The sequence below is a fragment of the Virgibacillus sp. LDC1 genome (assembly GCF_025792345.1).
In the GTDB taxonomy this organism is placed as follows: Bacteria; Bacillota; Bacilli; order Paenibacillales; family Paenibacillaceae; genus Paenibacillus_AQ; species Paenibacillus_AQ lautus.
On record NZ_JAOXLZ010000001.1, the window covers coordinates 415,521 to 429,315 of the forward strand.

15 protein-coding genes are annotated in these 13,795 nt (G+C 51.5%); 12 read left to right on the forward strand and 3 right to left on the reverse strand.

The genetic code is table 11. The features are described 5' to 3' along the window. Positions 1–54: 54 nt before the first annotated feature. The 3 genes from OHJ21_RS01915 to OHJ21_RS01925 all read left to right on the forward strand — a co-directional run bounded on the left by OHJ21_RS01915 (position 55) and on the right by OHJ21_RS01925 (position 1,949). Positions 55–1,170: an aminopeptidase gene (locus OHJ21_RS01915; RefSeq protein ID WP_100536083.1), complete on the forward strand. Its 1,116-nt coding sequence runs from the start codon at positions 55–57 to the stop codon at positions 1,168–1,170. Between the two features lie 95 nt (positions 1,171–1,265). Continuing rightward, positions 1,266–1,511 carry an HPr family phosphocarrier protein gene (locus OHJ21_RS01920; RefSeq protein WP_071223684.1) on the forward strand — a complete coding sequence of 82 codons (246 nt, stop codon included), beginning with the start codon at positions 1,266–1,268 and terminating at the stop codon, positions 1,509–1,511. A gap of 150 nt (positions 1,512–1,661) precedes the next feature. Next, positions 1,662–1,949, forward strand: coding sequence for an Fpa/YlaN family protein (locus OHJ21_RS01925; RefSeq protein ID WP_009589686.1), 288 nt, complete (start codon positions 1,662–1,664; stop codon positions 1,947–1,949). 119 nt (positions 1,950–2,068) lie between these two features. Here OHJ21_RS01925 and cax read toward each other — a convergent pair whose 3' ends face one another. Next, positions 2,069–3,142, reverse strand: coding sequence for a calcium/proton exchanger (gene cax, locus OHJ21_RS01930; RefSeq protein ID WP_100536084.1), 1,074 nt, complete (start codon positions 3,140–3,142; stop codon positions 2,069–2,071). A 187-nt stretch (positions 3,143–3,329) separates the two neighbouring features. On the opposite strand from cax, the gene OHJ21_RS01935 reads away from it, so the two are divergent. After that, positions 3,330–3,716 (forward strand): Asp23/Gls24 family envelope stress response protein, encoded by a 387-nt coding sequence (locus OHJ21_RS01935; protein ID WP_100536085.1) that lies wholly within the window; start codon positions 3,330–3,332, stop codon positions 3,714–3,716. 56 nt (positions 3,717–3,772) lie between these two features. On the opposite strand, the gene ftsW is transcribed toward OHJ21_RS01935, so the two are convergent. Together ftsW and OHJ21_RS01945 are read right to left on the reverse strand one after the other, a co-directional pair. Beyond that, complete coding sequence (gene ftsW, locus OHJ21_RS01940; RefSeq protein ID WP_100536086.1) at positions 3,773–4,990, reverse strand: putative lipid II flippase FtsW; 1,218 nt, start codon at positions 4,988–4,990, stop codon at positions 3,773–3,775. 11 nt (positions 4,991–5,001) lie between these two features. Then, positions 5,002–5,349 (reverse strand): YugN family protein, encoded by a 348-nt coding sequence (locus OHJ21_RS01945; protein WP_100536087.1) that lies wholly within the window; start codon positions 5,347–5,349, stop codon positions 5,002–5,004. A gap of 253 nt (positions 5,350–5,602) precedes the next feature. On the opposite strand from OHJ21_RS01945, the gene OHJ21_RS01950 reads away from it, so the two are divergent. The 8 genes from OHJ21_RS01950 to OHJ21_RS01985 all read left to right on the forward strand — a co-directional run bounded on the left by OHJ21_RS01950 (position 5,603) and on the right by OHJ21_RS01985 (position 13,787). Further along, positions 5,603–6,112: an NUDIX hydrolase gene (locus OHJ21_RS01950; RefSeq protein WP_100536088.1), complete on the forward strand. Its 510-nt coding sequence runs from the start codon at positions 5,603–5,605 to the stop codon at positions 6,110–6,112. 33 nt (positions 6,113–6,145) lie between these two features. Next, positions 6,146–7,315, forward strand: a complete 1,170-nt coding sequence (locus OHJ21_RS01955) for a M20 family metallopeptidase (protein ID WP_100536089.1) — start codon at positions 6,146–6,148, stop codon at positions 7,313–7,315. 256 nt (positions 7,316–7,571) lie between these two features. Further along, entirely contained in the window at positions 7,572–9,356 is a 1,785-nt protein-coding gene (locus tag OHJ21_RS01960) for a DNA repair helicase XPB (protein WP_486019236.1), read from the forward strand. Beyond that, positions 9,353–11,074 (forward strand): helicase-associated domain-containing protein, encoded by a 1,722-nt coding sequence (locus tag OHJ21_RS01965; protein ID WP_486019237.1) that lies wholly within the window; start codon positions 9,353–9,355, stop codon positions 11,072–11,074. The genes OHJ21_RS01960 and OHJ21_RS01965 overlap by 4 nt, the downstream gene beginning before the upstream one ends. A 102-nt stretch (positions 11,075–11,176) precedes the next feature. Continuing rightward, the gene (locus OHJ21_RS01970) at positions 11,177–11,614 is read left to right on the forward strand and encodes a YlbF/YmcA family competence regulator (RefSeq protein ID WP_100539297.1); all 438 of its coding nucleotides are present in this window, start codon (positions 11,177–11,179) and stop codon (positions 11,612–11,614) included. 47 nt (positions 11,615–11,661) lie between these two features. Further along, positions 11,662–11,925 carry a YlbG family protein gene (locus OHJ21_RS01975; RefSeq protein ID WP_006209210.1) on the forward strand — a complete coding sequence of 88 codons (264 nt, stop codon included), beginning with the start codon at positions 11,662–11,664 and terminating at the stop codon, positions 11,923–11,925. Positions 11,926–12,326: 401 nt separating this feature from the next. After that, complete coding sequence (locus tag OHJ21_RS01980; protein WP_071223691.1) at positions 12,327–12,764, forward strand: hypothetical protein; 438 nt, start codon at positions 12,327–12,329, stop codon at positions 12,762–12,764. A gap of 117 nt (positions 12,765–12,881) precedes the next feature. Next, positions 12,882–13,787, forward strand: coding sequence for a selenium metabolism-associated LysR family transcriptional regulator (locus OHJ21_RS01985; RefSeq protein WP_100536092.1), 906 nt, complete (start codon positions 12,882–12,884; stop codon positions 13,785–13,787). Positions 13,788–13,795 lie beyond the last annotated feature (8 nt).

Here is a 13,795-nt window from a genome sequence, read left to right on the forward strand (position 1 = left end):
TTTACCACTGTTCAATTCATGTAGGGAACAGTCATCATAAGGAGGATATGACATATGCGTGATCCCAGAATTCAAAAACTGGCTCAAAATCTCGTGAACTATTCGGTAGATATGCAGCCAGGCGAAAATGTGCTCATCGAAATGATTGGATCGGAGCGCGATCTGCTGAATGCCATCATTGAGGAGGTTGCGAATCAAGGTGGCCGCCCGTTCGTGCAATTGACAGATCGTACGGTTCAACGTGCAATGCTGAAGAACGCAAATAAGGAGCAGCTTGAGCTGTGGGCTGAGCTGGATCTTGAGCGCATGAAGAAAATGGATTGTTACATCGGTATCCGCGCAGGCGAGAACGTCAACGATATGGCTGACGTGCCTGAGGAAAACATGAAGCTGTACAATGCCCTTTACTCGCACCCCGTACATAGCGAAGAGCGTGTCAAGCGTACGAAATGGGTGGTTCTCCGCTATCCGAACGCCAGCATGGCGCAGCTTGCCAACACAAGCACGGAGGCATTTGAGGATTTCTACTTCGATGTGTGTAATCTGGATTACTCCAAAATGGACCGCGCCCAGGATCCTTTGGCCGAGCTGATGAGAAATACCGACAAGGTTCGCATTGTGGGACCGGGAACGGATCTCAGCTTCTCGATCAAAAACATCGGCGCGGAGAAATGCTCCGGTCAGAAAAACATTCCGGATGGCGAGGTGTACACAGCGCCTGTTCGTGATTCGGTTAACGGAACGATCTCATACAATACACCGACCCTGTACAATGGCGTAACCTTCGAGAATATTAAATTCCGCTTTGAAAACGGAAAAATTGTTGAAGCAACCGGCAGCGACACGAAACGTTTGAACGAGATTTTGGATTCGGATGAAGGTGCAAGATATATCGGCGAGTTTGCCATCGGCTTCAACCCGTACATTTTGACACCGATGAAAGATATTCTGTTTGATGAGAAAATCGCCGGAAGCCTGCATTTTACGCCAGGTCAAGCATATGATGTAACAGACAACGGCAATCGCTCCTCGATTCACTGGGATCTCGTTTTGATCCAGCGTCCGGAGTACGGCGGCGGGGAAATCTACTTTGACGATCGCCTGATTCGCAAGGATGGTATATTTGTTATTCCAGAGCTGGCAGCGTTAAATCCGGAAAATCTTAAATAGATTGGAAAAAATGTTGCATAAGAAAACGGATTCAATGTATCATGAAGGTGCAGTGATGAGCTTTATTCAGATCCTAAAGTTACGGAGGGATTCGTATGTCCAATAACAATCAATCTATCGTAGAAATTTCGCAAACCGCTAGCCAGTTCTCATCCTCCATCGTTTTGCAGGCGGAGAACAAGTACATTGATGTTAAGAGCATCTTGGGTCTGTTCACAACGCTTGTCAACAGCCAAAGCTACGAACTGCATGTACACGGACCTGATGCTGATGCAGCTAAAAAAGCAATGATCGACGTATTCACCAAGCATGGTTTGAATGTATCCGTCGTGGCTGAATAACAGTCGCCAAAAACACCCTTCCATAGAATGGAAGGGTGTTTTTTCGTAGAGAAAGGGTCTATTTTGTTCAGGTCCTTGTATTGAGAAACGATTTCGACTAATATTAAAGATAGTAACTGTGCTGTGATTTTTGACATAGGGGGGAAGATCATGACTTCATCTGATTTACAGGAACAGCTGAATCTCAAAGCGATCAGTCTTCTTCATGAAGATGCAGATAAAATCCTAAAGCTTATTGAAGTACAGATGGAGAATCTGGCGACCCGTTATTGCCCTCTCTATGAGGAAGTGCTGGATACCCAAATGTACGGTTTTTCAAAAGAGGTTGATTTCGCGGTGCGGGCCGGGCTTCTTCCGGAAAGTACGGGAAAGCAGCTGATCAGCAAGCTTGAACGCAATCTGGCGGTCCTGTACGAAGCCATGAATCAATCCAAATAGCCTGTACTTGTACAGGCGCATACATAGAGAAACGCATGTCGCACTCAGGCGGCATGCGTTTTTTTCACTTGTGGATCCTACATCATGTATACAGCTGTGTGAGCTGAGCGTTCCTTACTTTAGACGAGAAAGAAGGAGACGCCCAGTATGACGTAAACGGCGAGCAGCAGCAGGCCTTCATACCAGTTGGAGGCACCGTCCTGCGTGATGGATCTGGCAATGAATACGGCGACACCGATAGCAACCAGCTCCAGCGTGGTAAACACGAGATCCATCGTATCTCCGAGGAAGAAGCTGATGAACACGAGCACGGGAGCAACAAACAGGGCGATCTGCAGGCTGCTGCCGACGGCAATTTCAACGGCGGCGCCGATTTTGTTCTTCATGGCAAGCATGATGGCTGCACTGTGCTCGGCGGCGTTACCGATAATCGCGACCAGGAATGCCCCGATAAACAGCTCGCTGAGGCCATACTCGTGACTGATGGGCTCAAGCACCCCGACAAGCCATTCGCTGACAAACGCAACCATCACGGTGGCGACAACAAGGTATAGAATCGAGCGTTTCTTGGACCAGGTGGGACCGTGCTCATGCGGCAGCGCATCCTGGTCGTGATCGTCGCTGACATCTGCCAAGTAATTTTTGTGGGTGATCATCGAGAATCCAAGCCATGCGATGTAGGCCACGATCAGAATTCCCGCCACAATGAGGCTGAGCGTCTTGGTCTCACTCTCCGTAATAGAGTGGGTATTGAGAAAGACAGCAGGGATAAAGAGCGCGATAATGGCCAGCGTCATCAGGGATCCGTTCAGGCCTGCCAGCGTCACGTTGTATTTCTGGATTTTAAATTTGAGGCCCCCGGCAAACAAGCTGAGCCCGAGGACGAGCAGCAGGTTGCCGATAATGGAGCCGGTGATGCTTGCCTTGACCATATCGTACAAGCCTTCCTTGATCAGCAGGATAGCAATGATCAGCTCCGCCGCGTTACCGAAGGTGGCGTTCAGGAAACCCCCGAGCCGTTGACCGGCGTAATGCGCAACGCTTTCGGTTGCTTTGCCGAGAAAACCGGCGACAAAAATAACCGAGATGGAAGACAGAATGAATTGGAGCGTGAAGTTCCAATTTGCAAAGTGGCCCAGCGCGCTAAGCAAAAAAGTGAAGATGAGAAGCGCGGGATTTAGCCATTTTTTCATAACCGACACCTACCTTATGGTTTATGTACTGATGAGTCCGCGCGAGTGGAATCGACGATTCTCGTATCGCTTTCTACAATATACCCAAATTTTTCGAAAAATTATCCCTCTTTTGTGAAGGGAGCATTTGCTTTTTAGGTCCGTTACCATTTACAATAACGGATAATGAGGTGAAGGAGGATATGGCATGACGGAACAACTTCAACTGGATAACGGTTTGATTCGAATATCGGATGATGTCGTCTCGAAAATTGCCGGATTGGCTGCCTTGGAAACCCCAGGTATTGCAGCAATGTCCGGTGGATTGTCCGAGGGCTGGGCTAAGCGGCTGAGCGGCAAAAATGTGCAAAAGGGTGTTACCGTAGAAGTAGGTCAGCTGGAAGCGGCGATCGACCTGCGGATTATCGTGCTCTATGAGACACCAATACATGAAGTGTGCCGCATGCTTCAACAGAATGTCCGCGAAGCTGTCGAAAGCATGACAGGGCTTCGTGTGGTTGAGGTCAACGTGAAGGTCGAAGGCGTAGCGTTTAAAGACGATGAAATCGACGATATTCAGCTTCGAACCAAATAAGACGAACCATAGGGGGATCGTTCCCCGCTGATGATGAAAAAAATCGAGAAAAAAGACTACACGGTTGCCCGGTAGTCTTTTTTAATTACGGATTTAACCTGCTCCTCTTTCATCGGACGGTTGCTGTCCCGGGATATGCTAAGCACGATGCCCATGCTCAGCATCATGACCAGCAGCGAAGATCCGCCATAACTGATGAACGGGAGGGTAACGCCCGTAATCGGAATGGTATTGGTAACCCCGCCGATATTGATGAAGGCCTGGATGGCGATCAGTCCCATGATGCCGACGCCGGTCAAGGTTCCGAACGGATCCGAGCAGCGAAGCGACACAATGATCCCTCGCAGGATAAAGTATAAGTAGAGCAAGAGGAATATCGCGGTTCCGATAAAACCGAATTCTTCGCCAATGACCGAAAAGATAAAGTCGTTGTAAGGATTCGGCAGGTAATGCAGCTTCTGCACGCTCTCCCCGTAACCGGCCCCAGTGACACCGCCCTGGCCTATGGCAATCAGCGATTGGACCAGATTGTAGCCCGTGTCCGACTCATCGTGGAACGGGTCCATGAAAGCCTCGATCCGGCCCATCTTGTAGTTCTTGGATGCCTGCTCCTGATCTCCGCTGGAGTTAAAGAGTGATCCGACCCCCAGTGTGAGCACCAGGCCAAGCGCGACAAGCGAGATACACCCGAGGATATGCTTGAGGCTGGCGCCGCCGGCATAGATCAGCAGCCCGCTGGTAGCCACGAGGATGAAGCAGGACCCCAAGTCCGGCTGAAGCATGATCAGGCCCGCTACAATCCCTACAATAATGAGTACGGGGAAGAAACCGCCCTTCCATTGACGGATTCGTTCCCCTTTTTTGGTGATCAGCGCTGCCAGATAGACAATGGTCGCTATTTTGGCCAGTTCGGTCGGCTGGATGCCGAATTTCCCCAGGTTAAACCAGCTTGTGGCTCCGTTGGTTGCGGAACCGATGATCACCACAAGAATCAGCAGCATCAGGGTTAGAAAAAACACCGGTATGAATAGCTTCTTGTACTTCTTATAGTTGATGTTCATGGCAACAAACATAACCAACGTGCCTAGGACGGCAAACGCGGCTTGCCGCTTCGTAAAATGCAGCGGGTCGTTATTGAATTTTTCATTGAAAACGGCCAAGCTGGAGCTGGAACTGAACACCATGATCAGTCCGAATCCCACTAACAGCAAGGTAAGGATCAGCAGTTGAAAATCAGGCGTCCCTCTCTTCGGCTGAGGTTTGGTCGTATTCATAATGTTCGACCTTACGCTTCCAGAAGAGCTTTGAGCTCTTGAAGCTTCTTGGTGGCCACATTCATAACGGGCTGTGGAGCCATGGATTCATATTCGAGTCCATGCGGGAACGTGGCTTTACCCAGGTATACCGCTTCGATTTTGAGGATGGCGTCCGGTTTTTCGAGCTTGCCTTCAACAGCGCGGGTGTTAATGCGCAGGAAATATTCAGCCTGATTCTTTTTATCTTCGATTTTCAAGTCATATGTAGCGCGGTAGTATTCCCACTGCCAACGAATGAAGCCTACTTTCTCGGCACATTCATCGAGGTAAGCTAAATCGCTGTGCAATCCGTCCAAGCCTGTATTTTCGAAAATCATGTGGTCGTAACCCCCTTAATAGTCCTTGCAAAGTTCTTTAATATGATAGTATGTTTCAGGAACTTGTGCAAGCCTGTACCGCCCGTCACGCTTCAATTGAGACCTTTTATCCAGGGTGAGATTTTGATAACGACAGGCATTCTTCTTTTCTGCTAAAATAAAAGAAAGTGAAAACGCTGTGAAATGTACGCTTTCCATCCTGGTGGTTATATATTCATAGGACCTCAATTCAAGCGAAGGGTGGATATGGCCGATGAATCGCGTCGTTTACCGCACGGATTATTATGTAGTGGAAGAGAACGGGCAGAAGGAAATTGTCGTCATGGACCAGATTCCGGAATCGGCAGCGGTTGTGGCCGTTCATCAAGGGTGCCTGCTCCTGGTATGCCAGCACCGGGAAGCGGTGGATGAGATCACCTGGGAGCTTCCCGGCGGAACGGTGAAACCTGGTGAGGAACGGAAGCTTGCCGTAAAGCGGGAGCTTGAGGAAGAGGCAGGCGTACTGTGCAAGGACCTGTCCTACATGGGCAGTGCCTATCCGATGGCTTCTCTGGCCAACCGGAACGTTCATTTTTATTTCACCGACGATTTGAAGGTGTCCGGGAGACAAGAGTCGAATCAAGATGAGGACGAGGATGTTAGAGCTGTGTGGGTCCCGCTCAGGGATGTGTATCGCAAGATCAAGGAAGGCGGCCGAATGGATGCCATGGTTGGGCACGGGCTGCTGCTGAGCAAGCTTTACGGGTTTCTTGCGATCGATTGAGCCGCATATCGCGGGGGAGGATGATGGAACTTGATGAAGGAAGCATTTTGGGAACAATGGTATCCACGGATGGTGGAGTGGCGGCGTCATTTACATATGCATCCTGAACTTTCGTTCCAGGAGAAGGAAACTTCGACGTTTATAGCAGCCCGGCTGCAGGAGCTTGGTCTGGAGGTCAAGACCGATGTGGGCGGGCATGGAGTGATAGGAATTCTAAGAGGGGATAAACCCGGCAAGACCGTTGTGCTGCGGTCCGACATGGATGCGCTGCCGATTGAAGACGGCAAGAGCTGCGAGTACAAATCCCGGGTGCAAGGCGTGATGCACGCTTGCGGGCATGACGGGCATGCCTCCATGCTGCTGGGGGCCGCAGCATACTACAGCACGTACCCGGAAGAAGTCCAGGGCGAGCTTCGTTTTATGTTCCAGCCGGCGGAGGAAGTCTGTCCCGGCGGAGCAATCGAGATGATCAAGGATGGAGCGCTTGACGGAGCCGACGTCGTTTATGGTCTCCACTTATGGACGCCGTTTCCAGTAGGTACCGCAGCGAGCGCGCCGGGTCCGCTAATGGCGGCGGCGGATGAGTTTTTCATTGATATTACAGGGCGCGGAGGACATGGCGGTATGCCGCATGTGACGGCCGATGCCCTGGTAGCAGGGGCAGCGCTGGTCATGCAGCTCCAGACCATTGTAAGCCGCACGGTAGATCCACTGCAGCCTGCCGTGGTTACGGTAGGCACGATGCAAGCCGGCACGGCGCAAAACGTGATTGCTTCCTCTTGCCGGATCACGGGAACGGTACGCACCTTTGACGAATCTACCCGGACGCTGATCCGGGAGCGGATCGAGCATATGACCCGGACGGTTTCGGAAACCTACGGCACGAAGGCCGCGGTCCGATATCTCGTCGGTTATCCGCCTGTAGTGAATGATGAGACCGAAACCGCGCGGTTTTTCCGTACGGCACCTAAAGTCTTCGAAGCGGACCAGGTCAAGGTCTCGCCCAAATTGATGCCGGCAGAGGATTTTGCTTATTACTTGAAGGAAATTCCGGGCTGCTTCATTTTCGTTGGAGCCGGTAACCCGAACAAGGGGGCAATCTATCCGCATCATCATCCGATGTTCGACTTTGATGAAGACGCCATGCGTTATGGGGCGAAGCTGCTGGTTGAGATGGTGTCGAGCTATCAGAACGGGGACTAGACTCTAAGAAAATCGCAATCCTAGCGCATGAACGCTCGTAATTTGGAAATCCTATTGATCATAGGGGAAGTTCAGATCCATGAATATGGATGTGGGCTTCTTTTTTTTAAGGGATAAGAGCGTATCGACTTCAGAGGCATCCCATCCTATCTCGCAAGAAATTCGGGTCTGTCTTCTGAGAAAGGTCGTTGATATGCGTATTTCTTAACCCAGGCCATGAAAAATAGAGAACCAAAGGTTACGAGGAGGGAATAAGGTGCATAACAAGCCATGCATCGTCCAGCGTGATCGGACCATATTGCTGGAAACCGCTCATGCGGATGCTGAGGCCGCACGTGAACAACTGGCCCAGTATGCGGATTTGATCAAAAGTCCTACGTCTTTTCATACATATCGACTGACCCCGTTATCCTTATGGAACGCCGCTGCCGGAGGAATGACGGCTGAGGCGATTTGTTCGAGCCTTCAGTCGCTGTCACGTTGGGACGTGCCGGCTGCCCTGCTGGAAGAGGTTTTCCAGCTCGTTGGGCGTTACGGACAGCTGTCGCTGCTCCCGCATCCAACGCATGCTCGTTCATTGCTGCTGCATAGCAATGGGGAAGCCCTGATGCAGGAGCTCACGTCCAAGCGTTCCCTGATGGAAATCGGCGTTCGGTGGATTTCGGCAAACGAAGCAGAGGTGCCCTCAGACCGCCGCGGCGTATTAAAGCAGGAGCTGACCCGGCTTGGTTATCCTGTGCTGGACCAGGCGGGATATTTGGACGGGCAATATCTGAACCTCCTTTGGCGAGGCGAAACACCGCGCACGGAGAAAGACGAGGATTCAAACGGCGGCTCAAATGATCCGAGATTCAAGCTGCGCGACTATCAGCAGAAGGCTGCCGAATCCTTTCGGGATGTCGGCGGTGAAGGCGGCAACGGGGTGCTTGTCCTGCCTTGCGGTGCAGGGAAAACGGTGATTGGCATCGCTGCCATGCGCGATCTGCAGTGCGAGACCCTGATTCTCACCTCCAACACAACGTCTGTAAGGCAGTGGATCGCCGAGCTGCTGCAGAAAACCACGCTGTCCGCGGAGGAAATCGGTGAATACTCCGGTCAGCGCAAAGAGGTGAGGCCAGTAACGGTCGCCACCTATCAAATCTTGACCCACCGTCAGGGTAAGGGGGATGAACAGCAGCATATGAAGCTGTTTAATGAGCGTCGCTGGGGCTTAATCATCTATGATGAGGTCCATCTTCTCCCGGCCCCGGTATTCCGTGCGACGGCCGATATTCAAGCGACCCGCAGGCTTGGACTGACCGCCACCTTGGTTCGCGAGGATGGAAGGGAGCATGACGTGTTCTCGCTGATCGGTCCCAAACGGTATGAAATGCCGTGGAAAAAGCTGGAGGAGCAGGGCTGGATTGCTTCGGTGGACTGTACGGAGATTAAGGTGCCGCTGCCGGATGAGATCAGAGAAGCGTGCAAGAAGGCTGGCAAAAGGGAGCAGTATCGGCTGGCGGCCGAGAATCCCTCCAAGCTCCGCGTGATCCGGCAGCTCGTGGATCTCCACAGGGATGCACAGACGCTGATCATTGGTCAATACCTGGATCAGCTTCATGCCATTGCCGAGGAACTGCAGGCCCCTCTCATTACGGGGCAGATGACGCAGGATCAGCGCAATGAATGGTATAAGGCTTTCCGGGAAGGAGCCGTCCGTGTACTTGTCGTTTCAAAAGTGGCTAACTTCGCGGTTGACCTGCCCGATGCTTCCGTTGCGATCGAGGTTTCGGGCAGCTACGGCTCGCGGCAGGAGGAGGCGCAGCGCCTCGGACGCTTGCTGCGCCCGAAGCAAGGGGAGAATCGGGCTTATTTCTATGCATTGGTGACGGAGGACAGCCGGGAGGAGATGTTTGCGATCCGGCGCCAGCTGTTCCTGATCGAGCAGGGGTATGAATATCACGCGCTTCAAGCGAAGCACCCGGCCTCCCTTGACCTCATTGCGATGCGGCATACGAATCGCTTGCAGATCCCTGACGGGAAGGAGGCCTCGTGGAGATGATGGAACAGCAGGACGTGACGGAAGCCATAGGTTTAGATCGGCTTCTTCTGAAGGAGCGGTCGGTCCTACAGCATATCTGGACTCGCTTTGCCGGGCAGAGATTTGATGACGACAAACTTCGCTCGCTGCGCGTTCGGCGCCTAAGCGGCGTGGAAGTACAACTTGCCTTCTTATCCTTGAGGCAGCAGCGGTGGGTTCAAGCGGTAAAACAGGGCTGGGGCGAGAGGCTCTATTTCATTCCCTTTGATAAGCTTCAGATTCTTCAGGAGGCCTTTGGCGATCTTGAGGCTGGTTCCGTTCCCGCTGCTGCCGTGAAGCTGCAGCAAGAGGGAAGAAGCGGCATAGCAGTCGATATGTTCAATGTTCTCGTATATATGGCCAAGAACCGCGTGACAATGACCGGTAAAGGGGTTCTGCATAAGAAGTTTATTCAGAAACTGGGGAGCGTGGTCGGACTAACGCCATCCGATGTCGAGGGGCTCGCTCTCCAATATGACCATGCTGATGTTTACCCACCGCATATTGCGATCGTATTGGATCTGCTGTTTTCGTTGGAGCTGGTCGCCCTGGAGCAAGGGGAGCTTAAGCTGAACATGACTGCATTGCGCCATTGGCTCGCACTCTCGCGCGAAGCGATGGACCGATTGGTTCTTTTGCGCATGATGCAGCGCTATGTTCCGGGTTCGGCCGAGTATCAGCATTTCACATGGCGGATTTGTCACTCATCACGGATCGGCGGGATGTGGTATTATGCTCAGCACTTGTCTGCAAACGACAAGGCTCCCCTGAAAGGGGAGCCTCTTAGCGGAAGGGCATTGTCCGCGGAGGATGCAGCTTCATGGCTCCGTTTATTGACCGGCTGCGGTTACACCGATCTTGGCATGGATCACGATGGTCAATTACTGTTCCGGTGGCGTATGGATCCCTGCTCCTTGTTGAGTGGAAGCGGCCAGGATAACACCGGATCTTCGGGGCTGTTTATTCAGCCTGATTTTGATATATTGATTCCGCCTGACGTGCCTTATACGGTCAAATTCACGGCTGCTTGCTGCACGGAGCGTTTTTCGGATGACGTAATGACGGTCTATCGTCTAACCAGGGATTCGGTGTTTCAGGCGGCGATAGCAGGAATGGGGCCGGAAGCGATCACGGCATTTTTCACGGAGCATGCAGCCGCGGGAATTCCCGAGAACGTGCACGCCGCTCTGCGTCAGTGGGGCAAGGAGTTTGAGAGCGCGGGGAAGAATGAGCCTTTACGTTATACCGGTGCAGTTCCGAATGATGAAACGGCAATCGGGGCCGGTGATGAAGGAGATAACCGTTACGCTTCACCGGGTTATCCCGGCAGCGCTTCCTGCGGATTGATTCGCCCAACGCGCAGCGAGCTTGCTCTTGAATTGGACGACAGCCTTCCGGATAAAGCGTCAATCGTTCCGGATTTGAACCGGATTCCCATCATGTGGACACGGGATTGGCGTTCTTATCACGGTTCGACGGCCAAGCAAATGATGGAGCAGGCGCTTGAATTGTCAGTCAAATTAGAAATAGCGGTCGACGGCAGCCGGATGGAGTTTATTCCATTTCAGCTCGAGCGGCAGCCATGGAAAATTTCGGGAGCGTTATACGATCCGGATTCCGATTCCGATTCCGAAATGACGGGAACCGTGGTGCAGTTGGGTGAAGGGGAATGGAGGGAAATGCGGCTTGTGATTCCGTAAAAGCGTATGAATTCCCCCTTCTTAAGATACGAGCGTTATGCTATGATGAAAGAGTCCACGAACAAAGCGTGGGCCAAACTAATAGAAAAGCGGGATGAGTTCATGAGCGTATCGGAAATAAACACGGTCGATATGGCCGAGGTGCTCACCTATGCCTATGAAATAGGCGACATGATTAATGCTTCCGTCGAAGTGGCGGATTATCTATATTGGAAGCAGGCAGTTGAGGGTGACCCTACGATTCAGGCTTTGATCAGAAAGCTTGATTCCAAAAAAGAACTGTTCGAAGAGACTCAGCGGTTCGGTCACTTTCACCCGAATTACCATTCGGCCAAGGATGAAGTAGCCGCAGTGGAAGCGGAGCTTGAGGCTTTCGAGCCTGTAGCCCGATTCAAGCAGGCGGAGAAGAATCTGGACGATCTGCTGCATTCGATGTCGGAGAAGATTGCTTTTTCGGTTTCGGAGAGCATCAAGGTTCCGGGCAACGATCCTCTTCCCAAGAAGGGGTGCGGCAGCGGCGGAGCTTGTTCGTGCGGATAATAGGCATAGACTAGAGATAGAGACGAAAGTGAGGCGAGGAGCTTAGGATGTTGGCTGAACGGACCGGTTTTATTATATGGGTCAGCGATGTAAAGGCGGCAAGGAATCTGGAGAAATACGGCAGCGTGCACTATATATCACGCCGCATGCACTATGTTGTCATGTACGTCAATGCTGACCGCGCCGAGGAAACAATGAAGAACATCCGGAGATTGTCCTACGTTCGTAAGATCGAGCGCTCCTACCGGAATGAGATAAAGACGGAATACAGCAGCAAAGGGCCGGATAAAGCGAAGTTTTACGGTCCTTAGCATGACGTGCCTGTCGAGAATCTAACGCAAATCGCATAAGTTAGCGAAAAGAGCGTAAAGCGGCCCCCGCAGGGGCCGCTTTTTTTAAGATACCGGAAAGTATTAAATTCGAGCATGTGTATATCCTCATAAAGTTTATTACGGATGGATGGCGATAGATTGGCATAAATCAGAAACTTGTTTGATAAAATAGTATAAGTAAGGTACAATTTACATTTTAATCAAACCCATCATTCCAGGCAGCACCTCCGTGCACAGGATACAACTAGAGATATTTCTAAATTTTCGGTGATTGTTCACAAGAAGCGAGGTTTCAATCTTGTGAATGCCAGTGGAATGATGTAATATGTTGGGTATATATACATAGATACAAAGACCCATTTGGTGGAGAGTGATATTCCATGCGCGACAAAGGGACTGAGCGGTGGAGCACCTATGAGCCGTTTTATATTACGTTAAATGATAAAAAGGTAGCCGACATCGTCATTACCAATCATGCAAAGAGCCGTTATACGGACCGGGTTCAAGGCAATGACACATCCCATGAGGAAATCGGGACTTGGATGTGGGAGTGCCTGAAGCAGGACCGGATCGTGCCCTATTACCGCAACGAACAGGATGTCTATCTGATTGACGACGACCTGGTTGTTGTGGCGGAGTTTTCGGAGCTGGAGCATGAACGTGATCTGATTGGCAATCCGCTGCATCGGATGATTATTGTAACTTTTTTGGGACGTATGTCAGAAACCATTGAGCTTCGAGACCTGAAGTCGTATTACTCATGGCTTCGCCATTCACGTCGTATGACACTGATTAAGAACAGCCGTAAACGTAAATAAAGAAATAGAGTCATCATATGGCATGCGAGCGTAAGCGCGGATGTCTTTTTTGTATGCTCCGCCGTGATCCGGTACAATGATAAAAACAAAAGAGGCAGCGAGAGGGGAACCGATGCTATGAACTTTCATCAGCTACATATATTTTATACGGTAGCAGAGCGCGGGAGTTTTTCCGCTGCTGCCCAGGCGCTTCATATGAGCCAGCCGGCCGTAACGATGCAGGTGCAATCGCTGGAGGAGTATTTTGGGACAAAACTCCTCATTCGTTCCACCAAGCGCATGGAATTGTCCGAGGCCGGAAGGACGCTGCTTCCTTTTGCCCGCAAGAGCCTGGAGCTGTCACAGGAAACGGACGCGGCGATGGCGGCTTTCTCGAATAAGCTTCAGGGAAGGCTGCAACTGGGGGCAAGCCTGACCATTGGGGAGTACGTGCTGCCCCGATTGCTGGGGCCCTTCGGCCGGGAATATCCGGATATATCCATCATGCTTAAAGTGATGAACACCACGCAGATTCTCGAGGAAATCGCTGGCCATCAATTGAATTTTGGGCTGATTGAGGCACCTGTGGAGCATCCGGATATGGTCCTGGATTCGGTCATGGAGGATGAGCTGAAACTGATCGTTCCCTCCGGCCATCCTTTAGCAACAAGGGAGGATGCAATATATTTGGAGGATGTGCTGAAGTATCCGTTTGTGCTTCGCGAGAAGGGGTCTGGCACACGGAAGGTGATGGAGGATGTGCTGATGGAGCGGGGGTACGATCCGGAAAGCATCCAAACGGTGATGGAGCTTGGGAGTACGGGAGCGGTGAAATCGGCGGTAGAGGAAGGGCTCGGCATTACGATGCTGTCGACCTCAACGGTCAAGCATGAAACCGCGCTCGGGTTAGTCAAAATGATCGATATTGCGGATGCCTCGTTTAAACGTAACTTTTATTCCATTCAGTTACGGTCGGCGCTGCTGCCGATGTCGGCAATGACGTTTTTGGCCTATTTAAGGGAACGCCAGCGAACCCAGCGATAAAGTACACC